15 protein-coding genes are annotated in these 23,251 nt (G+C 60.5%); 2 read left to right on the top strand and 13 right to left on the bottom strand.

All coding sequences use genetic code 11. The annotated features are described in order from the left end of the window. The first annotated feature begins 42 nt into the window (after nt 1–42). Together murI and KIH79_RS02040 are read left to right on the top strand one after the other, a co-directional pair. The gene (gene murI, locus KIH79_RS02035) at nt 43–837 is read left to right on the top strand and encodes a glutamate racemase (protein ID WP_219057854.1); all 795 of its coding nucleotides are present in this window, start codon (nt 43–45) and stop codon (nt 835–837) included. A gap of 219 nt (nt 838–1,056) precedes the next feature. Next, nucleotides 1,057–1,911 (top strand): patatin-like phospholipase family protein, encoded by an 855-nt coding sequence (locus tag KIH79_RS02040; protein WP_219057855.1) that lies wholly within the window; start codon nt 1,057–1,059, stop codon nt 1,909–1,911. Nucleotides 1,912–2,388: 477 nt separating this feature from the next. Here KIH79_RS02040 and KIH79_RS02045 read toward each other — a convergent pair whose 3' ends face one another. From KIH79_RS02045 to KIH79_RS02105, 13 genes are all read right to left on the bottom strand, one after another. Further along, nucleotides 2,389–2,694, bottom strand: coding sequence for an acylphosphatase (locus tag KIH79_RS02045; RefSeq protein ID WP_219057856.1), 306 nt, complete (start codon nt 2,692–2,694; stop codon nt 2,389–2,391). A 121-nt stretch (nt 2,695–2,815) separates the two neighbouring features. Then, nucleotides 2,816–3,793 (bottom strand): D-2-hydroxyacid dehydrogenase, encoded by a 978-nt coding sequence (locus KIH79_RS02050; protein WP_420829339.1) that lies wholly within the window; start codon nt 3,791–3,793, stop codon nt 2,816–2,818. 69 nt (nt 3,794–3,862) lie between these two features. Continuing rightward, nucleotides 3,863–4,792 carry an SPFH domain-containing protein gene (locus tag KIH79_RS02055; protein ID WP_219057858.1) on the bottom strand — a complete coding sequence of 310 codons (930 nt, stop codon included), beginning with the start codon at nt 4,790–4,792 and terminating at the stop codon, nt 3,863–3,865. Nucleotides 4,793–5,067: 275 nt separating this feature from the next. After that, nucleotides 5,068–5,493 (bottom strand): hypothetical protein, encoded by a 426-nt coding sequence (locus tag KIH79_RS02060; protein ID WP_219057859.1) that lies wholly within the window; start codon nt 5,491–5,493, stop codon nt 5,068–5,070. A 173-nt stretch (nt 5,494–5,666) separates the two neighbouring features. Beyond that, nucleotides 5,667–7,814, bottom strand: a complete 2,148-nt coding sequence (locus KIH79_RS02065) for a SpaA isopeptide-forming pilin-related protein (protein ID WP_219057860.1) — start codon at nt 7,812–7,814, stop codon at nt 5,667–5,669. A gap of 246 nt (nt 7,815–8,060) precedes the next feature. Then, a complete protein-coding gene (locus KIH79_RS02070; protein ID WP_219057861.1) occupies nt 8,061–12,296 on the bottom strand; it encodes a SpaA isopeptide-forming pilin-related protein in 4,236 nt (1,411 codons plus the stop codon). Between the two features lie 388 nt (nt 12,297–12,684). After that, complete coding sequence (locus KIH79_RS02075; protein WP_219057862.1) at nt 12,685–13,050, bottom strand: hypothetical protein; 366 nt, start codon at nt 13,048–13,050, stop codon at nt 12,685–12,687. 113 nt (nt 13,051–13,163) lie between these two features. Further along, nucleotides 13,164–14,654 (bottom strand): hypothetical protein, encoded by a 1,491-nt coding sequence (locus tag KIH79_RS02080; RefSeq protein WP_219057863.1) that lies wholly within the window; start codon nt 14,652–14,654, stop codon nt 13,164–13,166. Nucleotides 14,655–14,855: 201 nt separating this feature from the next. Then, on the bottom strand, nt 14,856–16,187 hold the full coding sequence (locus tag KIH79_RS02085) for an O-acetylhomoserine aminocarboxypropyltransferase/cysteine synthase family protein (RefSeq protein ID WP_219057864.1): 1,332 nt from the start codon (nt 16,185–16,187) through the stop codon (nt 14,856–14,858). A 454-nt stretch (nt 16,188–16,641) separates the two neighbouring features. Next, a complete protein-coding gene (locus KIH79_RS02090; protein WP_219057865.1) occupies nt 16,642–17,898 on the bottom strand; it encodes a trans-sulfuration enzyme family protein in 1,257 nt (418 codons plus the stop codon). Between the two features lie 618 nt (nt 17,899–18,516). Next, nucleotides 18,517–19,446, bottom strand: a complete 930-nt coding sequence (locus tag KIH79_RS02095; protein WP_219057866.1) for a sulfite exporter TauE/SafE family protein — start codon at nt 19,444–19,446, stop codon at nt 18,517–18,519. Nucleotides 19,447–19,558: 112 nt separating this feature from the next. Then, nucleotides 19,559–21,364: an ABC transporter ATP-binding protein gene (locus tag KIH79_RS02100; protein WP_219057867.1), complete on the bottom strand. Its 1,806-nt coding sequence runs from the start codon at nt 21,362–21,364 to the stop codon at nt 19,559–19,561. A 1-nt stretch (nt 21,365) separates the two neighbouring features. Next, nucleotides 21,366–23,219 carry an ABC transporter ATP-binding protein gene (locus KIH79_RS02105; RefSeq protein ID WP_219057868.1) on the bottom strand — a complete coding sequence of 618 codons (1,854 nt, stop codon included), beginning with the start codon at nt 23,217–23,219 and terminating at the stop codon, nt 21,366–21,368. Nucleotides 23,220–23,251: the final 32 nt, after the last annotated feature.

The raw sequence follows: 23,251 nt of genomic DNA on the forward strand, positions 1-23,251 counted from the left end.
TGAACGATCGAGATTTCAGGGAGTGGGAAAGGAACGACGGCTATGGCTTCGACGGCACCGATCGGCGTGTTTGATTCCGGATTGGGTGGCATTTCCGTGGCGCGGCAGATCGCGCGGGACATGCCGAACGAGCATGTGCTGTATTTCGGCGATTCGGCGAACGCGCCGTACGGCACGAAATCGCCGGAGCAGGTGCGCGAGCTCAGTTTCGCGATCGTGGAACATTTCGTGAAACAGGGCGTGAAGGCGGTGGTGATCGCGTGCAACACGGCCACGTCGGCCGCGGTGAACGATCTGCGCGAAGCGTACGAGATTCCAATCATCGGCATGGAGCCGGCGCTCAAGATCGCGTGCGACCGTGGCGACGTGCCGTCCGACCCGCATCACATTCCGCAGCGCGTGATCGTCGCCGCCACGCCGCTCACGCTGCGCGAGCGCAAGTTCGCGAAGCTGATGGACCGTTTCGATTCGAACAACGAGATCTACAAGGAGCCGTGCCCGGATCTGGTGGAGATCGTCGAGTCGGGCCGTCTGGGCGACCATGATCTGGTGATGCGCACACTGCACGGTTATTTCGACCAGTACGATCTGGATCGCATCGATTCGGTGGTGCTCGGCTGCACGCATTTCGTGTTCTACCGCGACTATTTCCGCGAGCTGCTGCCGGAGCGCGCGGCGATCATCGACGGGAACGAGGGCACGGTGCGGCATTTGGGCGTGGTGCTCGAATCGCTCGGCAAGCTCGCGCCCGAGGACGCTCATGGCTGCGTTGAGCTCGCTAATTCCGACCCGAGCGAGCGCATTGCGACGCTCTCGCGCGAACTGTTGGAATCTTGAAGCTGGCGGTAGCCTCGGCTCCCTCGGCTGAGGGAGCTGGCCGCGAAGCGGACTGAGGGAGCGTCACGGCACGACAGTGCCGTCAGCAACGCAGTATCATGCGTAGCGTGATTCCAACTACGAACACAATGTCCCGACTGGGCACGTAAGCTCGAACGCACGGCATACGGCAGTATCGGCACTGCTGGCACTGCATACAACGAATGTTTGGGGGATGATATGACTGAACGGCACAAAACGGCCCTGATCGACGTGGGCGGCGGATTCCGCGCGATCTTCGGCGCGGGCGTCATGGACCGCTGCCAGGAGGACGGCATCGACTTCGACCACTGCTACGGCGTTTCGGCGGGCAGCGCGAACATGGTGTCGTTCATCGCGCGCCAGCACGGCCGCAACCACAAGTTCTACACGGAGTACGCGTTCCGCAAGGAGTACGCGAGCTTCGACTCGTTCGTGAAGAACCATAACTTCGCGAATCTCGACTACGTGTACGGCACGCTGAGCAACCACGACGGCGAGTATCCGGTCGACTACGAGGCGTTCGAGGCGAATCCGACCGGGTTCACCGTGGTCGCGTGCGATGCGCGCGACGGTTCGACCAAGTACTTTGACAAGTCGGACGTGCATTACGACGATTTCGACATCATGAAGGCATCGAGCGCGGTGCCGGTGGCGTGCGAGCCGTACGAGATCGACGGCGTACCGTATTACGACGGCGGCATCGCCGATCCGGTGCCCGTGCAGAAGGCGCTGGACGACGGCTATGATCGCGTGGTGCTGATTCTCACGCGGCAGAAGGACGTGCCGCGCGAGCAGAAGAAGGACATCGCGCCGGCGCGCATTCTGCGCCGCACGTGGCCGGAGGCGGCCGAGCGGCTGCTCAACCGCTATCAGACGTACAACGACGAGGTGGCGTTGGCCAAGGAGTACGAGCAGGACGGCCGCGTGCTGATTCTCGCACCGGACAGCCTGTACGGCCTGTCGACGCTGTCCAAGTCGTTCGAGGGCCTCGAGCGCATGTACCGTGCCGGCTACGCCGCCGCCGAAGCCATCCCCGGGTTTTTGGCCAGCTGAGACTAGTATTTTGTCGGGCTCTGCATTCCTTTTTCTCAGCTCCCCTTGTCAGGGGAGCTGTCACACAGTGACTGAGGGGTAGTCAGAACCCATCACATTAAGTCCGACAGAGTACAAGACACGGGACTAGACACGGCCGCAGTTTGGAGAGAATCGGCTCTTATCGAATCCGGTTTTGGGCGAATGTTCCGAGCACCGATTCCCAAGCGTTCGACCGTGGAAAGATCGTGGGCATAACCGGACATAATCTCCAGCACTGTGGGCATAGACCGACCATTACGAAGCTATTTTGGCTTGGTAATGGTCGGTCTATGCCCACAGTCACGTAAATAGACCGTTCATGCCCACGAATCACGGTCGGTAATGTACCATCTATGCCCACAGTCGGGGAATCACAGTCGGTAATGTACCGTCCATGCCCACACCTGTTTTCACCACCCTCCGCAAGCATGATCAAAGAATCCTCCGCGAAAAGGACTACCGATCCGGCTGCACGCGGAACGCAGAGCCTCGCCCGCCGCGTTCGGCCGGAATCTCGCGCACGTCGACGTGTTCGACGCGCGCCCACTGCGGGCCGACCTTGAGCCATGACAGGAGCCGCGCCACATCCGCGCGACTCCCCTGCGCCTCGACTTCGACCGACCCGTCGAACCGGTTGCGCACCCAGCCGCCCAAGCCGATCCGTCGTGCCTGATCGACCGTGCAGTATCGGAATCCGACGCCCTGCACCAGTCCGGTCACCACAGCGTGCACGCGGATCACGTCCGCCGTATCGTCTGTCATCATCCATTCCATTCATCCTGCTGCCGTCCACACGAACCGCGAGTCACGCGGGCGGCGCATTTCAGCCCGTCCGCCTCATCCGCCCCGTCCACGCGACTCGTCACGCAGCCATCGTTCGCTACTACCTACGCCGGTTCGCGAGCGCCTCGCCGTGCGCGTATCGGCGTACGTTGTCAAGCGCGATCGCGACGATGCGGTCTTCGGTGACGGCCAGATGGTTGCCGCCGGCGACGTGCGGCGTAATCAGACAATGCGGTTCGTCCCACAGCGGACTGTCGGCGGGCAGCGGTTCGGGTTCGGTCACGTCGAGTCCGACACCGTGCAGTTGGTCCTCGGCAAGGGCGCGGGCGAGCGCGCGCGGTTCGATGGCGTTGCCGCGGCCGGCGTTGAGCAGGATGGCCGTGGATTTGAGCATGGTGAGCCGGCGTCCGTCGATCAGGTGCGTGGTGTCGGGCGCGGCGGGCACGGCGAGCGCGATCACGTCCGCGTCGGGCAGGAGCGTGTCGAGTTCGGAGAAATCGTGCATGTCGTCGATGCCGTCGGCAAGTCGGCTGGCGTCGCGTCGCACGCCGATGGTGTGCGCGCCGACCGCTTTGCACAGGATCGCAAAATGCGAGCCGATGTCGCCGGTGCCGATGATGAGCACGTTCGCACCATGCGGCGTGAGCGCGCGGCCGAGATCGTGCCAGCGGCGTTCGGTCTGCTGGCGGGCGTACATGGGCAGGTTGCGCATGAGCGCCCACATCATCGCGAAGAGATGTTCGGACACGGTCTGCCCGTACGCGCCGGTCGCGTTGGTGACCTGTACGCCGTCGGCGAGTACGCCGGGCGCGACGTATCGGTCGACGCCGGCGCTCCACGTCTGCAGCCATTCGAGGTGCGGCAGCTGCGCGCAGTCGGCGGGCGAGATGTTGCCGATGACGGCGGTCGCGACGTCGCGCAGTTCGTCCGGCACGCTCGCCTGCCAGCTCATGGTGCCGCGTTGCAAAGGATTGCCGACGAAGTGCTGTTCGACGCCAGTGCCGGCCGTTGCCGACGAAAAAGCCTGCCGCTCCGAGTCGGTCAGCGGCAGGCAGTTGATGATGACTTTCTCGCTCATACGGCCCATTGTAGGGCGCGTCGGGCGATGGTCGAGCGATATGTCAGTGCGATGGACGCCACTCGGACGTCACTTGGCGAGGCCGGCGGGCGCATCGCCGTCGCCCTTGGTTTCGTTGGCGGTGAGCATCGCTTCGGTGATCTGCCGGTAGAGCGTCTCGTAGCCGCCGGGCGTGGCGCTGGGCAGCACGACGGTTTTCGCGTTCTTCGATTCGGACAGGGAGCGCATCACGTCGAGGTACTGGTTGAACAGGACAACGTTGTTGACGTCGTTGATGTTCATGCCGACGGCCTGCAGGCTCTTGATCTGGTCGACGATGCCGTTGGCGATTTCGCGGCGGTAGTTGGCCTGGCCTTCGCCCTGCAGGCGGGTTTTCTCGGCTTCTGCGGCGGCCTGCGTTTCGATCTGGATGCGCTGGGCTTCGGCACGCTGGCGGGTCGCTTCCTTTTCGCGCTGGGCGGCGTTGATGGAGTCCATCGCGTTCTTGACCTGCGGGCTCGGGTCGATGGCGGTGATCAGCGTCTTGACGACGGTGAAGCCGAAGCGCGCCATTTCGTTGCCGACGGTTTTCTGCACATCGAACGCGACGTCGTCCTTGCGGGCGAACGCGTCGTCGAGGGAGAGCGCCGGGATGGCGGAGCGCAGCGCGTCTTCCATGTAGGAGCGCAGCTGACCGGCCGGGTCGCGTAGCTCGTAGTATGCGGTGGCGACGTTTTCGGCGTTGACGCGGAACTGCGTGGATGCGACGACGGTCACGAACACGTTGTCGAGCGTTTTGGTTTCGAGCTGCACGTTGAGTTGCGAGACGCGCATGTTGGTTTTGGTGGCGATGTGGTCGACGAGCGGTATGCGCAGGTGGATGCCGGCGAACTGCACTTTGTGGAATTTGCCGAATCGTTCGATGATGTATGCCTGCTGTTGCGGTACGACGAAGATCGCCGCGCTCAGGATGAGAATGACGACGACGAGCACGACGCCGGCGATGATGAGACCGGGCATGTCCTCTTCCCCTTCCAGTTACGTCGGAACCGCCTTCGGCTCCGGCTCGTGCTTCCCATCGTATCAGCCACAGCCCGTTTGTGGCAGGCGCCCCACTCCCCTGTCCTCATTCGTTTACAAGAAGTTCGCCCAGACAAGTGTTCAACGCATCACGATACTGGCGGCAGCCTCGGCTCCCTCGGCTGAGGGAGCTGGCTCGCCGTAAGGCGAGACTGAGGGAGCGTGCGGCGCGAGCGCGCCGCCAACAAACAGCGTCGCGCGATAGCGCGATTCCGTTACTCCTGCAACCGCCGCCTCAAATCGGCGATCTCCTGTTCAAGCGCGTCGATGTAGTGCGTTTGCTGCACGATGATGCGGTCGCGCACGTCGCCGGTGCAGACAAGGTCGTTGCCTGATGCGCACGGCGTTGAGGATGCCGCGTCGACGGATGCAGTTGCGTCGCCGGTCGAGTCGTCGAGGATGGCGTCGCGTTCGGCCTTCCACCGCGCGAGGCAGCGTTCGATACGCTTGCGACCGATCATTTCCGGTTTCAGCCCGGCTTCGCGGAACAGGTCCGCCGCATGCTCACCGTCGAGATAGCGGCGCAAGCAGTCCCGTTTGAACGCGCGCGTATACGTGATGCGCGCCGCAGTGGCGTTCGCCACCACCGGCAGCGATTCCAAATACCGCACTTCCTCCGCGGTAAACACCGTTCGTCCCATACGTCACATTCCCATAGCCTCGATATTCACACCACCCAGCCAAAGGCTGCCTGAGGGGAGAGAAAGAGGGCAAGCCCTTATTTTCAAAGGACTTACCCTCTCCCCCAACACAAGACGCCGTCACTCAGCGAACCAAAATCCCCGGTTCCAAGCGCCTTGCGTCATCACCAGCATCACGCCATCATCAGCGCCATCTTGGTCTTGCGGGACCGCACAAACATCAGCACCGCACCACCCGCAAGAACAGCACCGATCACGCCGAACAGAACAATGCCAGCACCACCAGTAAGCGGCAGCTGCGTAACATTGCGCACATTCTTCACCTTGTACTCAGTGCCGTTCGGATTGACCGGAGCCGGATGCACGATAGAGGAGCCTTCATGCCAATCACCAAGACTCGGAGCAAGGCCCCATTGATCGATACCCTCGAATGTCACCGCATGGCCGTCCTTAATAGTGACCTTGAATTTGACATAGAAGTTATCGCCAAGGAATCCTTGCGGAGCCTTCGTTTCCCAAACGATATACACACCATCAGCCAAACCGCTGAACGTGACAACACCATCCTGAGTTAGGAATGAGTCTCCAGTACCATCATCCTGAATACGAACCGGGCGAGAATCCGAAACATCATATCCCTCACCGGTATACGGATCATTAAGATGGTCGTGGTTCTCATCGTTACTAGGGGTGGCCGTCGGAGTTACTGCAGTGTTATTCGGCGTATTAGGGTCAGCCTCAATCTGGAAGCTCGCACCGTTGATGTCAGCATTGTTCTTACCCTGAGCATCAGTCTTAATGAACTGGAACTTGCCCAGTGTCAGCTTGGTACCGTGGTTAGCCTTGGCATTATTGTCATTGACTTCAACCGTGTTCGGAACATCAGACTCGGTCGATGTGATCTTGGCCGCATACGTGACTTCGACCAGCTTGCCCCACAAGGGCGTCTGGTTATATTCAGCAGACTTAATCAGAGGGGAGAAATCAAGTTTGAAGAATGCCGTGTAGTTGCCATTCTCATCCTTGTTAGCGCCAACAATGCCTTTGTCGGCAGCCTTGTCAGAAGTGGTAAGGATGTAATCTCCGGTCTTCTTTCCAGCGTCGTACGCGGTAAGTGTCTTGATTGCGTCACCAGTCTTCTTACCGTCCTCATCAACATTGTAGATCTTGACATCCATTGCAGTACCATTGGTGGCCTCATTACCGGCACCGTCCTTTACACCGCCATCGAGATACACCGTCTGGCCAGCACCTGGATAATCAGTCAGAGAAAACACATAGGAGTTCACATCATAACCGGTGGTGAGCGGCAAAGTGCTCTTCAATGTATACCGCACAACTTGCCCCGTAGACACGGACTTATCAGCATCATCTACACTCTTGGTAATCGGAGTCACATGGTTCTTGAAAGCGACAGTATTGTCACCATACTGGCCAAAAGCATCAGCCTTCGGATTGCCAAATGGATCCAAAACGTTAACTGGGTTCTCCTTTGAACCGTCAACAGTCAGATGACCGGAAGCAATAAGAATTGGAGCTGAATTAACAATGACCTGCCCCTTAGTCGTGTCATCATTAACGGTTCCATTTTGTTCCCAGTTCTTATCAGATGAATCTTGAGAACCCGTGATAGGTTCGGTTTCATCAAGGAACAAATAGATACCAGCCGGCAAATCAGCGGTATAGACCGTATCATCAACCTTAGTCAACAAGCGAGTAGAGATATCACTCTTGTTCGGAGCCATAGTAAGAGTGAATGTTTCGAAAGGCGATGTAGCCGTTGAAGGAGTATATTTAACAAGCGCATCAGCGAATTTACGACTTGTGCTCTCAACTAAAGGTTTAGAAGAATCAATCTGATTGTTCTCAACTGATTCATCAGTATATGTCCAAGGTTGCAATACGGAACGATCGAGATAACCCTTTTGCAGGATCCACGCCATCGGATCTGTGTTCTCCGGAACCACTACTTCGGTGTTTCCATCCTTAAGTCCAAGAGAATCAAACGTTTCTTTAATAGTCTCAACACCATTGGAAGGAGTCTGTACGCCATACAAAGCTGAAGAAGGATCATCACTATCAAGATACTGTACATAATCAGCAATCTTGTAAGCCTTGATCACACGATTGTTATTGGGCCCCCACTGATCAGCGGATTCAGAAATGAACTTAAACGTTGCGGTCTTCTGAATCACACCATTTTCGTCTACATCAGGGTATTTCAAGGCATCCGCCGCATTAGCGGGGACTGTGCCGAGGGCGAGACCACCGAGGAGGGTGGCTGCGGCGGCGAGACCGGCAAATAGTTTTCTCAACTTCATGAGAAACCTCTTTCTGTTTTCCTTCTTCTATTGAGGTACGTATTGGCTGCGGTTATGGGCGGTGAGTGCGCCCTTCTCCGCGTAAATCTTTGATTTTTGAGGTGATGGGTGCGACGCTCCCTCAGTCACGACTTCGTCGTGCCAGCTCCCTCAGCCGAGGGAGCCAAAGCGGCTTCGCCGCGCTCTTTCTTATTGGGCGTCATCATCGCTAAGGAACCGCGCCCGGATCGTGACAATGACGCGCGATCATGCGATCACCGCCTTGCGCCGGCGATATTCGTTCGACAACGCCAGCACCAACGCCGACGCAGCCACAAACGCACCGCCAAACCACAACCAGTCACGATCATCCCAACCACCGGTAAACGGCAAAGCCGCCACCATACGCACATTGGGGATGCAGTTCGTTCCACCAACTTCAGCCGAGCACGTCGTTCCCAAGTTCAATGAAGACGTGGATTCCGTTGCTCCGATGGTGAAGACGTATTGCTGAGTCGACTTCACATAGCCGGCAGGAGCGGACGTCTCAGTCAGCGTATACCGGAATACGATGCCACGAGCCGTCTGTTCTGAAGTCGGACGCTGCAACCCGGACACCTTGAGCTGTCCGAAATCATTGTTCAGATCGTTGTATGAATACACGGTCATGCCATCGGCACGGGTCTGCGTCTGCAAGCCGGTGGCATGACCGTTGCACGGATCAGTCGATCCATTGAGCGACTGGCAATCCACAACCGCAGCCGTCACCGAAGCAGCGTCTCCAGCCGGCACATCGGTTTCGACATCGTCCTGCACAACCACAGCCTCCGGCCCGCTGATCGTCCACGAACTCTTGCTCGATGCGATCACCGCGCCGCTGTCCTTGGCGACCTTCTTCCATGCGATCTGCGGAAGTTTGTTGGTGATATCGGTCACTTCCGTTTCCGTACCGATCTTCGTCAGTTTCACGGTCGGCTGCGTCGAATCAGTCGACGTGGGAATCGTGAACTCGTACCGATCACCGTCCTCCGGGCTCCAATACCCTTCCGGAGTAACAGCCTCCTGCAACAGATACTTGCCCGGCTGCAGACCGCTGATGTTGAACTTGCCCGCATCGTTAGAATGATCAGCAAGATATTCGTCACCATTCTCTGCGTTGACGCAATCAATATCCTTGTCCGTGACCTTAACACAGTCCTGCACGATCCAGCGGGACTTGGTGTCAAGCGTTGTGCCATCGGACTGGTACTTGGTTACTGTCCACTCGGAGTACGGCAGTTTCTCAGCCGTATCGGCATCGACCTTGCCCCACGAGACGCCCGGGAGCGCCTTGTCGGGGATGTTGATGTCCGTATTGACAAATCCGTTGTTAGTGATCTGATCACCGTTCGAATCAAGCTCATACCATTTTGCCGGCCCATTGACGATATTGAACTGGTACTCACGCGGATTAAGTTCGTAACCCGTAGGCGCGACACGTTCTTTGAGAGTGTACGTTCCAGGCGCGAGATTGTTCAAATCGAATCCGCCCGCTTCCGGATTGTTATCGAATCCGATATAGGTTCCGCTCTTGCCCATGTCATCAATGACGACCGCGGACAACGTCACGGAAGTGAATGAAACGGTAATGTTCGGTTTGCCGGTTTGATCCTTACCAGATTGGGCCTGATAGTTTTCAAAGGTCGGCTTCCAACATCTTCCTGCCGTATATCCGGAATCATATGCGGAGATTGTTCCATTATCATCGTATGTTGCTGTGCACAGCGTTGGATAGTAATCGATGCTATAGGGACCACTCACGCCGGACTTTTTTACCGCCGCGATCATGGCTTCCTCTTCCGTATTCGCGGTCGAACGCACATCGTCAGCGGTTACGGTCTTGGTCTGTGTCGTCAGATCCCACTGGGAACCCGCCAACTGCTTGGAGGAATCCTTACTGTCCACCTTGCTCCACGATGCAATCCACGGCGTCGAGAACAGCACGCTGCCATTCGTGCCGAATGCGCCACCGGACAGACGCGCGCGGTTGCCGGTAATGACAACAGCGGCGGTATTCGCGGCAGCGTCTTTCTTGGCCTGCTGTTCTTTGGCTGAACCAGTGACCACGGCCTTCAATGCAATGCCGCGGTCATGAAACTCCGCTTTTGTCTGATAGCTGCCATGGTTGGAACCCAAAGTCAACTTATACATATGATCCGTGTACTTGTTGATCTTCTCATTGGTTCCATTCTCTTCATACCGTCCGCCATATTTGGTGACGGCAACATTGTTACCAGCCGGAGGTTCGATAACACCCCAATCACTATGATCAGGATTCTGATATTCATCGTCGTATCCGCTAGCATTCCGAACGGGGATACCGTCGCGATACCACGTGACAGCGGACTCCGTGCGATTGGTGAACCACGTATCCATCAGCATGAAACTCGTATCATCATGCTTCTTGTGGTATGGATTCATAATCGCGAAATCGCTGCCGGCTTCAGTTCCATCAGCCGAGCTCTCGCTACCATCCTTAGGCTCAGTATTCGGATTCTGATTCTCCTGGTTCGGATCAATTGACTTATCGACCGAATTATCGAACAAAGCGATATTGCCGCCCTTGGAGGTCTCACCGCTTCCCGAGGGGCACAACCACAGGCCACCGCCGAAATGACCAGCGATGTTGCTACTGGCTACTGCCTTAGCAATATAAGTTGTGGAATCCTCCTCGGTATAAATGGCGCCGCCAAGGTATCCAGAAGAATTGTTCGTGAATGAACCACCCATCAGATAAGCAGTGGACTTTACATTGCTATCCTTGCTATCCTGTACAAACAATGCACCACCCGCACCGCCGTTAGGAGTCTGCTCTTTCCCGTCGGCACCTGTCACATACTGTGTGTCGTAGATACCAGACCAGTTATAATCGAACGAAGGCTTGTTTCCTTGCGAATCGTTGCGGATATACAAAATTCCTTGCACGTATATCGCACCGCCACCGGCACCCCAACCGTATGCGCGCGAATAGTTGTGATCGAACGTTACCTTGCCCTGAATGGTCAAGGAACCGCCATCCAAGCGAATAGCGCCGCCACCACCACGCATCTTACGGCATCCGTGGGGGTCCTTATTCGTACAGTTAACAGACTGACCATTCGATTCGAAAGTCTGCTTGTTACCGGTAAAAGTGATGCCAGTATCAGTCGTATCGGTGTCTGTATCACCTATAGCGGCGATAATGCTGGTAGACCCACGATCTTGCGAAATGGCGCCGCCGCCGGCACCAAGTGCCTTGTTGCCGGTAAAAGTGCCGCCGCTGATCGTCAAAGCACCATTGTTGTGGATTACGCCACCTTTGGAGCCGGCAGAGTTGTTTTCGAACGTGCCGCCATCCACTGTCATAGTGCCCGTGTTACTGTTCTGGATGAACACGCCTGCGGCCATATTCGAAGAATTACCGTCGAAGGTGCCGCCATGTACAGTGATGGTGCCGGCATCGCTGTACATTACACCGCCACGCCAGCCCTTGTTATTCTTGAACTCGCCGCTGTCGATGGTAAGAGAGCCACCGTTCTGATAGAACACACCCCCCATCTGACCATCCTTTGCGTTCGCCGTGTTACCTGTGAACGTGGCATTGGAGATCATGGTGGAACCGCCGTACTGGTAGATCACGCCGCCTACAGACGCGCTGTTGCCGGAGAAGTTGCCGCCATTGATGGTGAGCGTACCGCCGTTGTTGTTCACCACAGAGCCGTTGCCATAGTTCTCTGGAGTTTTTATGTTGGAAAACGTACCGTTGTTGATAGTCACAGCACCGGTTTCCTTCACGAGAACGAGCCGACGCTTACCATTCTTGTAGGAAAAGCTGGCGTCATTCTTGTTTTGACCGATGGTGAGGGTGCGGTTGCTATCCACTATGAACAGAGCGTTGCCCGTGGATGCAGTGGTCAGGGCAGGATCCACACCGGCGGCAGCGGTAAGTGTGATGTCGCCGGCTATGGTGACCGGGTCGCCGTTGGGCACTGTGATGGTCTTGGCGATGGTGACGATGCCGGATTGACCATTAGTCACGCAACTCTTAAGCGTAGTCCAGTCGGCGACAGCATCGCAACCATTGATGACGGCGGGAGCCGCTTCGTTGGTTTGATCGGTTTGATCCGCGCTTTGAGAGGCAACAGCTTTGTCCCTGGAAGTGTCCGAGTCGGCAGAAGCGGAATCGTCGTTTGAAAAGGTGGACGAATTGGACGGGGTGGAGATAGATGCGTCGGAGGATGATGCGTCGTTTGGCTCGGGGACAGCGTTGGAAGAACCGTCCGAAGTTGAAGGGGTGGAATCCTTGGAAGTGGCGGACTGGTTTTCAGTTACTTGGTCAGCACTGAGGGGGGGGGTCAGGGTGCTGGTGGAGTCGTCGGCGACGGCTACGCCGGCGTAGAGGGGGCCTAGGAGGACGGCGGTGATGAGTGCCGTGGCCTTGATCCAGCGCGCGTGCCGGTCACCGTGGTTACGACGAAAAACCATACTTCGTGTCTTTCCTGATCACTCTTGATCGAAATAGTCCTATTCTCTAAGTGATTAAGATACCCCCATCCCCCCGACAGATTGTTACACGTGTCAGTTTTTGGCTCGAACAATGTCATTCCAGGAACGGACGGAAACAGACCGCAACCATACTGCAACAAGTCGCAAATCACCAGCTTAAAAACTTGACTCATACGCAGTGACTTCGAAAGTTCACCGATCGGATCTTCGGCACCGAAATTGCGCACACCGAGCCATTGCTCATCATTTATGTATATTCTCATTCTCCGCTTACTCATCATTTGTGTAACAATCATCCCGCGAAAAACGTCACTGTCTGCTCATCGGTGCTTGCGAACCAATGAGCAGACGGGGACGAAAAGACGGATCAGTCGGCGGAGTCGAGGCGGCCCCATTCGCTGATGTGGCGGAGGATGAGAAGATGGCATTCCTCGGGTGTGTGGGCATTGTCGAAGCCGTTGCAGTATTGGAGGTGATTGAGGATGCGCGCAAGCTCCAGACCATAGTGGCGAAGGCAGTAGTAGTGCAGGTGAACGGCCTCGCACTTCGGATCACCGCACGGGTTGCCGATATAGCAGGTGCCGAGACGACTGCAGATGCCTTCCTCCCACTCACAGGAGTGCTCCTCGCCTCCGCCGCCGAAGAACTCGTCGTCGAAGTTGCCACCATCGATCTGACGGTCTGGGGTGGTGTACGGCTTTACTTGCGTTGTTAGCTTTGTTGCTGCTTCCATAGTGGTTTCCTTCTAGATCAGTACTGTTTTCGATATGCGATGGGTATGACTACCCCTCAGTCTCGCTACGCGAGCCAGCTCCCCTGACAAGGGGAGCCGAAGGATGGATGGAGTCAGTCATCCCATTCGCCGCGGGTATTCCAGGGGTTGCGGGGGCTGTTCATCACGAGGAACAGTTCCAGTTGCGATTCCAACGCGCGCACACGCACCTTCACCTCCGACAGGTCGCCCGGATCATTGCCGTAGTACAGCGCCCACCGGCGATGGTCCACACGCCACTTACGTCCGCAATACACGTCAAGGCAATTCGAACGTCCCTCGCCGAACGCGCGCCACACGATCACCGAATCCAACGGCACGGGCAGCACCCAACCGGTCGTCCGATCCCAAATACCAAGCACGTCATCCGAAAGATCACCGGCCGGATCATCCTCCCCGGCAATCAGACCCGCCTTCGCCAACTCGTCGTAGCTGAACCCGGCGTGAATGCTGAAATAGTTGCCGTTCACACGCTGCGACACGGAACCGTCATCGGCCATCTCGAACGAGGCGCGCAGATACGCGTGCTCCTGATCGGCCCACGCGAACTCGGCAGCCCTGCGCGGACACCACATGCCCAAATGCGAGACGCGATACTGCACCTGATCGCCCACGCTGTCACGCTGGAACACGATCGCGCCCTTGAGCTTGCCGTCCGCGCCGGGCATGGGCTCCGGCACGTCGCGGAAGCGCACGACCTTGAGCCGCATGGTCCGGTAATCCCAGCCGTCAATGCGCTGCTGCAACGCGCGCGCCGCACTGTCGGCGGTCTTGCAGCCACGCGGACCGGTCACCGCGAACGAATCCGTGTACGACCACGAACTCTGCGACAGGTACTCGTCAATCTCGTCATCAAGACCGTCCATCATCCGCCGAATCGACTGGTCCGACGTCTGCACGCGCGTGCCCTTCGAACTCGCCGCGGCGGCACGGGAACCAGCCGAAACAGCCGAACGCGAACCCGCCGAGCCCGCCGACCGCGCCGACCGCGCCGACCGCGCGGAAACCGGCGTCAGCACGTCCAAACCGCCCTCGGGATCCGTGCCATCTTCGATCGGGCACAGCCGCCACCGCAGCTCCTTCGCGCCGCAAGCCGCCCAATACGCGTCCTTCGGTACCTTCTCCCCCGGCAGGGCGATCGCCCCACCCTTGCCGAACACGTAGTCGCGCACGGCAACGATGTCGATGTTGTCATCCTCGTCAAAGAACGGCGACTCGCCCTCCTCGTAATCACGGCCGTTCTCGTCCGTCAAATACAGTTCCTCGTTCAGGAACGGCAGGCGGACCAGACGGTACCCCTCCCTCACATGATTGCGGGCAAGCTCGTAGGCGTAATCCTCCGGCCAGTCATCGTCGGTCTCCGCGGTGATGTCGTCGGTCAGAAAACAGGAAAACCTGTCCCACACCGAATCTCTCCAATACTCCGGGCCCGACATGCCCTCCGCCAAGCACACGGCGTCATAGTCGCTCGTCCACGCCTCATCCGAGTCGCCGTTCGCGCAGAACCGATGATCGCTGATCCGCTGAATCGCATAATCGTAGCCGCCCTTGTCGTTGATCCACATACCGCATGTTCCCTTCCCGGCCCTTGTATCCTCCCGCGCATCCGCCGCACGGGAGGGGCCTTGCCGCCGGCACCCGCGGCCGGTGGCACTCCTTATAACCGGACAAAATCGGGCGCAATCGGAAACAACAGCGGAAACAAACAAAAACGGGCTCCCCGGCACAGCCGAGAAGCCCGCAATCACACGACGCAGAGAACGAAATCAGTACGCGCCCGCGATGGCCTGATCGAGGTCCGCGATCAGATCGTTCACGTCCTCCAAGCCGACGGACAGGCGCAACAGGTTGTCGTTCACGCCCGCGGCCACGCGCCACGCGGTCGGTACCTCGCGGTGCGTGATGTTCGCCGGGTCGACGATGAGCGAACGCGCGTCGCCGATGTTCGGCACGTAGGAGAAGATCTTCGTGCCGTCGAGGATGCGACGCACGTTGTTCACATCGCCGTCCACGCTGAACGAGAGGATCTGGCCCACGCCGTTCGGGAAGTACTTGGCCGCGAGCTCGAACTGCGGCGTGTTGCCGAGACCGGAATAGTTGACCTTGACGACGTGCGGCGTGCGCGTCAGATGCGACGCGATGGCCGTGGCCGACGCGACCTGGCGGCTCACGCGCTCGGGCAGCGTCTCGAGGCCGAGCAGCTGCAGGTACGCGTTGAACGGGCTCTGCACCGCGCCGAACGTGCGCAGGTACTTGACGCGGATGCGCTTGATGAACGCCTCGTTGCCGAACTTGCCGGCGAAGCTGCGCAGCGTGCCGTCGCCGTCGGCGATGACCTGCTCTTCGCGCGTGAACTGCGGGAAGCGGCCGTTCGTCCAGTCGAAACGGCCAGCGTCGACGATCACGCCGCCGATCGCGTTGCCGTGGCCGGTGATGCCCTTGGTCGTCGAATGCACGACGATGTCCGCGCCGAATTCGATCGGGCGCAGCAGATACGGGGTGGGAACCGTGTTGTCGACGATGAGCGCGATGCCGTGGCGGTGCGCGAGTTCGGCGAGCGGTTCGATGTCGGTGATTTCGGTGGACGGGTTCGCGACGGTTTCCGCGTAGATCGCGCGCGTGTCCGGGCCGATGAGCGACTCGACTTCGGCCAGATCGTTGATGTTGTGCGCGAAGTCGGCGTGGATGTTGAACTGCGGCAGGAAGTCGCCGAGCGCGTCGACGGACGCACCGTACAGGTTCGTCGGCGCGATGATGCGGCCGCCGCCCTCGCCCGCGCACATGAGCGCGTACGAGACGGCCGCCATGCCGCTGGACAGCGCGACCGCGCCGACGCCGCCCTCAAGCGCGGCGAGACGGCGTTCGAGCGCGTCGACGGTCGGGTTGGCGACGCGGGAGTATTCGAATCCGGGAATGTCGCCGGCGGCGAGCGCGCGGCCGCGGGCGGCGTCCTCCAGATCGAACGCGGCGCTGGCGTAGATCGGCACGCTTACGGCGTCCGCATTCTTCTGGCGGTTGTAGCCGGCATGGATGGCCTGCGTGGCGAAGCCCTGACACTGGCCGGTCTGGCTGCCCTGGCTCGCGGCTTGGGACGACATGGATTGCTCCCCTCTGCCGGAAACGTCTGCTGACGTTCCGGCGAACAAACGACAAACTGTGGTTCAGTCTAGAGAATCGTACGCCCCGACACGGGTTGATCGATACAACCGTTTCTTATGGCGAGGTATCGGCACAGATAATGGGCGCATTCGGACCGTTCCGTCGTAATCCGCACGACAGTTCCTCCCTGCCGCGACCGCAGACATCATGGTCATGTCCACTGTTCTCTCCCGTCGCAACGACCGACGGCTATCATCAGACAACGGCGACCATCAGACAACGGCGATCAGTCAGCAATCATGCAACGATGGGCCGCCAACGTGACCAAATTCCCCCAATCCGGTCGCATCGACGGCCCGTCCGTACTCAAGCAAGCGAAACGCAGCAACGATCCATATCAGCGTATCCGCAACAATCCCCCAACCGTTGCGGATACGCCAAGTCACGCTCCCGTCACGCGAACACGCCGGACGCGAGCTGGCTGAGCGACTCGGCCTCAGCGTGGTCGCGCACGTACACTTCGTACGCCTTGTCGAGCGCCTGACCGAGATCCTCGATCAGGTCGGTCGCGTCCTCGATGCCGACGGCGAGGCGAATCAGCTCGTCGGTGATGCCGACCTTGAGACGCTCCTCCTTCGGCAGTTCGAAATGGGTCATGCGCGCCGGGAATTCGGCAAGGCTCTCCACCGCGCCGAGGCTCACGGCGAGACGGAAGATATGCAGGTTGTTGAGCACCACGCCCGGGTCGACGCCCGGCACGACCTCGAACGAGAGCACGCCGCCGAAGCCGCGCAGGCCGTTCTCGGCAAGTACCTTGTCGTGGTCGCGCTGCACGCCCGGATAGTGCACGGTCTTGACCAGCGGGTGCGCGAGCAGATATTCGGCGATGGCCTGCGCGTTCGCCTGCTGGCGGTCCATGCGCAGGGCGAGCGTCTGAATGCCGCGACGCACGTCGTTGCATTCGGCCGGCTGCAGCACGCCGCCGAAACGGTTCTGCGCGAAGTAGATCTTGCGGCCGATCTCGTCGTCGAGCACGACGACCAGTCCCGCGGTCACCTCGGAATGGCCGGCCAGATACTTGGTCGCCGAGTGGATGACCACGTCCGCGCCCAAATCGAGCGGCTGCTGCAGGTACGGCGTGACGAACGTATTGTCGACGATCGCGATCGCGCCGTGGCGGTGCGCGACAGCGGAGATGCGGTTCACGTTGTTGACCTGGATGAGCGGGTTGGTGAGCACCTCGAAGTACACGGCCTTGGCCGGGGTGGTCGCCTCGAGCTCGCGGCCGTCGAACGTGACGCGCGCACGGCCGGAGACCGCGGCGTCAAGCGCCTCGTAGTCGGCGGTGTCCACCGGCTCGAACGTGATGCCGCGTTCGGCGAAGTACTCGTTGAACAGCGAGTACGTGCCGCCGTAGATGTTCTTGCCGACGACGATGCGGTCGCCCGGCTTGAAAATGCTCAGCACCGCGTGGATCGCGGCGAGGCCGGACGCGAACGCGAAGCCGCGTGTGCCGTGCTCGAGCTGCGCGATCTGACGCTCGAGGAACTCACGGGTCGGGTTGCCGCTGCGCGAATAATCCCAGCGGGGCATCGTCTCGACCGATTCAAAAGCATACGTGGATGAGTTGTAGATGGGCGGGTTCACGGCACCGGTGTTGTTGTCGTTCACCGGCAGGCCGTGGACCAGCTGAGTGTTGAACCTCGTCATGGCGCACCTCCTTGGGATGTTGTCTGTGCTGTCTGTTGCCCGAACGTTGTCCGGCGTTCGGCGGTTACGGGATTTCCGTTGTTGTGGTGTTTCCCGCAACCGAGCACGACTATACCGGGCGATTCCCGCCCGCACTCCGGCGTGGCTATACGCGTTGCTTATGGGACGCTACAGCCGCGCTTATGGCTCAGTCTCTCGGCTTAATTTCTCGGTCCGTCTTCCGATTCCAGCGAGGTAAATCGGACAGACCTTCGGCAATTTGCCCCGCTCACACCACCCCCAGCGCAGCAATCCTCCGAAGGTCCAGCCATTCCGCCCCGTCAAGCACACTCAGCAAGGCGAAACAGATAGACCTCCGGCGAATCACCCCGCTCACGCCATTCCCAGCGAGGCAATCCTCCGAAGGCCCAACCGATCCACCCCGCTAAGAGCCCTCAGCGCAGCACAACAGCCAGACCTCCGGCGATTTGCCCCGCCAAGGCTGCTCCTAGCGAGGCAATTCTCCGAAGGTCCGCCCGATATGCCTCACGCGATGGATCCCCGCAACGAACACAAACCGTGGGACCATCTCCGCGTTACGTACGATACCGCGGCGGCCTTTCGAAGCCCCGGCAACGCTCAGAAGTAGGTTTTGGCGGCGAGGTCGATGGTGAGCACGATGCCGGCGATGACGGCCGCGGCGCGCATCACGTTGGCCGGGATCTTGCGTGTGATCGGCGGGGCGATGTAGCCACCGATGAAGCAGCCGATGCACAGCATGATCGCGGCGGGCCAGTCGACCACGCCGCGCACGATGAACACGACGGACGCGGTGATGTTCGCACCCGTGCCGATGAGCGTTTTGAGCGCGTTGATCTTGTGGAACGGGCCGATGTTGGCCGCGTCGAGCACGGCGAGCGCGACCGTGCCGGCGCCTGCGCCGAAGTAGCCGCTGTAGACGGCCACGGCGACCACGCCGAGCCACACCCACCACGAGTCCTGTCGCATGGGCTGCACGGGCTGGTCTTCCGGGCTGATCGGTTTCGTTGCGGCTGACGGTTTGCCGGACACGCTCGTCTTGCCCGCTTCGTTCGCCCTGCCCGGCGCACCCGTCTTGGCTGAATCTTGTTCGATTTTCTGCATCGAGGCAAGCTGGGCCTGCGCGTCGATCGCGGCCTGCTTGGCCTGCATGCGGCCGCGCGGGTTGAACGCGATCATGAGCGCGCTGAACAGGATGAGCGCGGGCGCGAGGAATTCGAACACGCTCGGGTCGAGGCCGAGGAGCAGGAGCGCGCCGAGAATGCCGCCCACCGCGCCGATCGCAATGTAGGTGACGGAGCGCAGCGTCTGCCCGGCGAGTTCCTTGCGCGCGCCCATCAGGCCTCCAACGCCGGTGCCGACTACACCGACCGTGTTGCTGGCATTCGCCAGCACGGGCGGAATGCCGAGCGCCAGCAGCGCCGGATACGAGACGAGTGACGACGCGCCCACCGCGTATCCGACGAATCCGGCGCCGATGCCGGCCAGCAGAATCAGAAACAGCGTCAGCACCGAAAATCCGGCAATCATGCGCGCATCCTCCCTCGCATTCTCACGCCCGCATGTCCGCGGCGCGCAACCTCAGCGAGGATACGCCGCCGCCCGCCTCCCCGGCCGTGCGCGCTGCGATATGTGGACAGGATTACGCGAACTGGGAGTTGTACAGCGCGGCGTAGCGGCCACCGGCGGCGAGGAGGCTGTGGTGGTCGCCCATTTCGACGATGTCGCCGTGCTCCATGTACAGGATCAGATCCGCGTCGCGAATGGTCGAAAGGCGGTGCGCGATCACGAAGCTCGTGCGTCCGGCCATGAGCCGGGCCATCGCCTTGCCGATCTCCGCCTCGGTGCGCGTGTCGACCGAACTGGTCGCCTCGTCCAGAATCAAGATCGGCGGGTCGACGAGGAACACGCGCGCGATGGTGAGCAGCTGGCGCTGTCCGACGGACAGGTTGCCCGCCTCGTTGTCGAGCATCGTGTCGTAGCCGTGCGGCAACGTGCGGATGAAATAGTCCGCGCGCGCGGCCTTCGCGGCGGCCACGATCTGCTCGCGCGTCGCGTCCGGCCGTCCGTAGGCGAGATTCTCCGCCACCGTACCGCCGAACAGCCACGTGTCCTGCAGGACCATGCCGAATTCGCGGCGCAGTTCGCCGCGCGTCATGTCCGCCGTGCTGATGCCGTCGAGCGTGATCCGCCCGCCGTCGATCTCGTAGAAGCGCATGAGCAGATTGATGAGCGTGGTCTTGCCCGCGCCCGTTGTGCCGACGATCGCGATCTTGCGTCCGGGCTCGGCGACGAAGCTCACGTCCTTCATGAGCGGTTTGTCGGGCTCGTATCCGAAGCGCACGTGGTCGAACACGACGCGTCCGCGCACCGGCTCGGGCACGTGCGCTGCAAGCTCCGGCGCCGGATCGGGCCTCTCCTCGTCCTCGTCGAGCAGCGCGAACGTGCGTTCCGCGGAGGCGAGCGCCGACTGCAGCGAGTTGATCATGTAGCTCGCCTCGGTCATCGGCTCAGACACCTGGATCACGTACTGGAAGAACGCCTGCGCGACGCCGACGCTCATGCGCCCGCCGATCACCATCCATCCGGCGAGCACCATCACGAACATCTGCGAGAAGCGCGAGATCATGCGGATCAGGGGGTTCACGGACATGGTGATGAAGTCGGCGATCTGCGCGACACGGCGGGTGCGCTCGGCGGCGTCCTCCATCGCGGCGACGCTGTCGGCCTCGCGATTGTACGCCTTGATGATGTTGCGGCCCTTGTAGTACTCCTCCGCAAGGCCGGTCAGTTCGCCCACCGTTTCCTGGCGCGCGGACGCGACCTCGAGGTTCTTGCGCGCGACGAGCTTGGTGACCCACAGGCTGAACGCCATGAAGCACAGGAACACGAGCGTGAGCAGCCACGAATACCAGACCATGATCACCAGCGATCCGGTGATGGTGGTGATCGCGGTGATCAGGCGCAGCAGGCCGGTCTGCATGACCTCGCTGATGCGGTCGAGATCGTTGGTGACCTTGCTGAGCACTTCGCCCGGCTTGTTGCGGTCGAAGAAGCGCAGCGGCAGGCGCTGGATCTTCGCGCTGATCTGCTTGCGCAGCGACAGGTTGAGGTTTTCCGCCACCGACGCCATCAGATACGACTGCAGGTAGTAGAACGCGGCCTCGCCGGCGTACAGGACGGCGAGCGTCACGATCGGCCAGCCGACGCCGCCCGCGTTCCAGTCGAGCGTGTACGGCGTGCCGGCCTTCCACGCGGCCTGCACGGCGTTCCAGATCGCGTCGACCACGATCGCGCTGTACATGGGCGCGGCGATGTGGAAGAACGTGAACAGCAGGATCGACGCGGCCACGATCGCGAGCCGCACGTGCTGCTCCCTGAGCTGCGCGAACAGCCGCTTGGCGGTGCCCATCGCGTCCTTGGGCGCTTCGAGTTCGTTCTCTTCCATGTCACGCCTCCTTTCCCAGCGTTGCGTCCGGCGTTGTGTCGGTCGGTTCCGCAATGGCTCGCGCAAGCTCGGCCACGTCCTGCCGTGTCGCCTGTGTCACCTCACCGCCCGTTTCGGCGGCCTCCTTGGTCTGCGATTCGACGATCTCGCGATACACCGCACACGTGCGCATCAGTTCGTCGTGCTTGCCGATGCCGGCGACCTCGCCGTCCGACAGGACGACGATCTGGTCCGCGTGCTGGATCGTGCTCACGCGCTGCGCGATGATCAGCACCGCACGATCGTCGGTCTCCTCGGCGAGCGCGTGCCTGAGCGCCGCGTCCGTGCGGAAGTCGAGCGCGGAGAAGCTGTCATCGAAGATGACCAGTTGCGCGTCGCCGACGAGCGCGCGTGCGATCGACAGCCGCTGCTTCTGTCCGCCGGAAAAGTTCGTGCCGCCCTGCGCGACGCGCGAATCAAGCCCGTCGGGCAGCGAGTCGACGAATTCGCGCGCCTGCGCGACGTCGATCGCATGATCGAGCCGTTCGCGGCTCGCGTTGCGGTCGCCGTAGCGCAGATTGTCGGCGATCGTGCCGGAGAACAGCCACGCCTGCTGCTGCACGTACGAGACGCGCGTGCGCAGGTCGTGCTGTCTCATGCGGCGCACGTCGACGCCGTCGAGCGTGACCTCGCCCCACGTCGCGTCGTGGAAGCGCATCGCGAGCATCGCGATCGTCGATTTGCCCGAACCGGTGCCGCCGATGATCGCCGTCGTCTGGCCGCGTTTGCACGAGAAGCTCACATGGCGCAGCGCATCCTCCTGCGCGTCGGCGAAACGGAACGTCACGTCGCGGAACGCGAGCACCTCGCCGTCAGCAAGCGGGCCGCGACCGGCCATGTCGACCGCGTCGGCCGGCGCCGGGTCGAGAATCTGCGGGCTGTGGTCGAGCACGAGGCGCACGCGCTCGCAGCATTCGAGAGCACGCGGCAGGGTGATGATGACCATCTGGCCCATCATCAGGTAGAACAATGCCATGACCGAGTATTCGACGATGGCCGTGATGTCGCCGATCTGGAATCCGCCGGCGTCGATGCGCGGGCCGGCCATGAAGTACACGATGACGACGAACACGTTGATGCCCGAGTACGCGAGGCCGTCGAGGTTCGCGAACAGGCGGTTCGCCTTGATGGACGTGACCGCGTAGTCGGTGAACGTGTCATCCATGCGGTGCTGTTCGTGCCGTTCCTTGCCGAACGCGCGGATGACACGCACGCCGGTCAGGTTTTCGAGCAGCACGGCGCCGATGCGGTCGAGCAGCTTCTGCAGGCGGCGGAACAGCGGGGACGCGCTGCGCATGATGAAGAACGCGACGACGCACACGAACGCGATCACGGCGAGCAGGCCGAGCGACATGCCCACGTCGAGGCGGAACGACAGGGTGAGCGCCATGACGAAGATGATCGGCACGGGCAGCAGCATGCCCATGACGTTGGTCATGGCCAGCTGGATGTTGACGATGTCGTTGATGGTGCGTGTGGTGATGGACGCGGTGCCGAAGTTGCGGAAGTCGTAGATCGACAGGTCGAGCGACTTCCTATACAGGGCCATGCGCATGTCCTTGCCGACCTTGCTGGTCAGCTGCGAGCAGCACCAGCCGCCGGCGACGGCCGCCGATCCGGAGATGAGCGCGGCGGCGCCCATCTGCACGCCGGTGGCGATCATGGTGTCGAGCGTGGCGCCGGACGCGCTTTCGTTGAGCAGCTCGGCCACGAAGGTGGGGATGACGAGCGCGCCGATCACGTCGAAGAACAGCAGTACGAGCGTCAGCGCGAACAGCCCCCAGTATGGTCTCATGAAACGTGCGACCAGCCGCATGTGGTATCCACTCCCCTAAAAGTGTCTCTAGT

Origin of the sequence: Bifidobacterium miconis (assembly GCF_019331735.1) — a bacterium.
Lineage (GTDB): Bacteria > Actinomycetota > Actinomycetes > Actinomycetales > Bifidobacteriaceae > Bifidobacterium > Bifidobacterium miconis.

Excerpts from the sequence above, each read along its gene's own strand:
- murI (WP_219057854.1), top strand. The coding sequence starts at position 43 with ATGGCTTCGACGGCACCGATCGGCGTGTTTGATTCCGGATTGGGTGGC.
- KIH79_RS02040 (WP_219057855.1), top strand. The coding sequence starts at position 1,057 with ATGACTGAACGGCACAAAACGGCCCTGATCGACGTGGGCGGCGGATTC.
- KIH79_RS02045 (WP_219057856.1), bottom strand. The coding sequence starts at position 2,694 with ATGACAGACGATACGGCGGACGTGATCCGCGTGCACGCTGTGGTGACC.
- KIH79_RS02050 (WP_420829339.1), bottom strand. The coding sequence starts at position 3,793 with ATGAGCGAGAAAGTCATCATCAACTGCCTGCCGCTGACCGACTCGGAG.
- KIH79_RS02055 (WP_219057858.1), bottom strand. The coding sequence starts at position 4,792 with ATGCCCGGTCTCATCATCGCCGGCGTCGTGCTCGTCGTCGTCATTCTC.
- KIH79_RS02060 (WP_219057859.1), bottom strand. The coding sequence starts at position 5,493 with ATGGGACGAACGGTGTTTACCGCGGAGGAAGTGCGGTATTTGGAATCG.
- KIH79_RS02065 (WP_219057860.1), bottom strand. The coding sequence starts at position 7,814 with ATGAAGTTGAGAAAACTATTTGCCGGTCTCGCCGCCGCAGCCACCCTC.
- KIH79_RS02070 (WP_219057861.1), bottom strand. The coding sequence starts at position 12,296 with ATGGTTTTTCGTCGTAACCACGGTGACCGGCACGCGCGCTGGATCAAG.
- KIH79_RS02075 (WP_219057862.1), bottom strand. The coding sequence starts at position 13,050 with ATGGAAGCAGCAACAAAGCTAACAACGCAAGTAAAGCCGTACACCACC.
- KIH79_RS02080 (WP_219057863.1), bottom strand. The coding sequence starts at position 14,654 with ATGTGGATCAACGACAAGGGCGGCTACGATTATGCGATTCAGCGGATC.
- KIH79_RS02085 (WP_219057864.1), bottom strand. The coding sequence starts at position 16,187 with ATGTCGTCCCAAGCCGCGAGCCAGGGCAGCCAGACCGGCCAGTGTCAG.
- KIH79_RS02090 (WP_219057865.1), bottom strand. The coding sequence starts at position 17,898 with ATGACGAGGTTCAACACTCAGCTGGTCCACGGCCTGCCGGTGAACGAC.
- KIH79_RS02095 (WP_219057866.1), bottom strand. The coding sequence starts at position 19,446 with ATGATTGCCGGATTTTCGGTGCTGACGCTGTTTCTGATTCTGCTGGCC.
- KIH79_RS02100 (WP_219057867.1), bottom strand. The coding sequence starts at position 21,364 with ATGGAAGAGAACGAACTCGAAGCGCCCAAGGACGCGATGGGCACCGCC.
- KIH79_RS02105 (WP_219057868.1), bottom strand. The coding sequence starts at position 23,219 with ATGCGGCTGGTCGCACGTTTCATGAGACCATACTGGGGGCTGTTCGCG.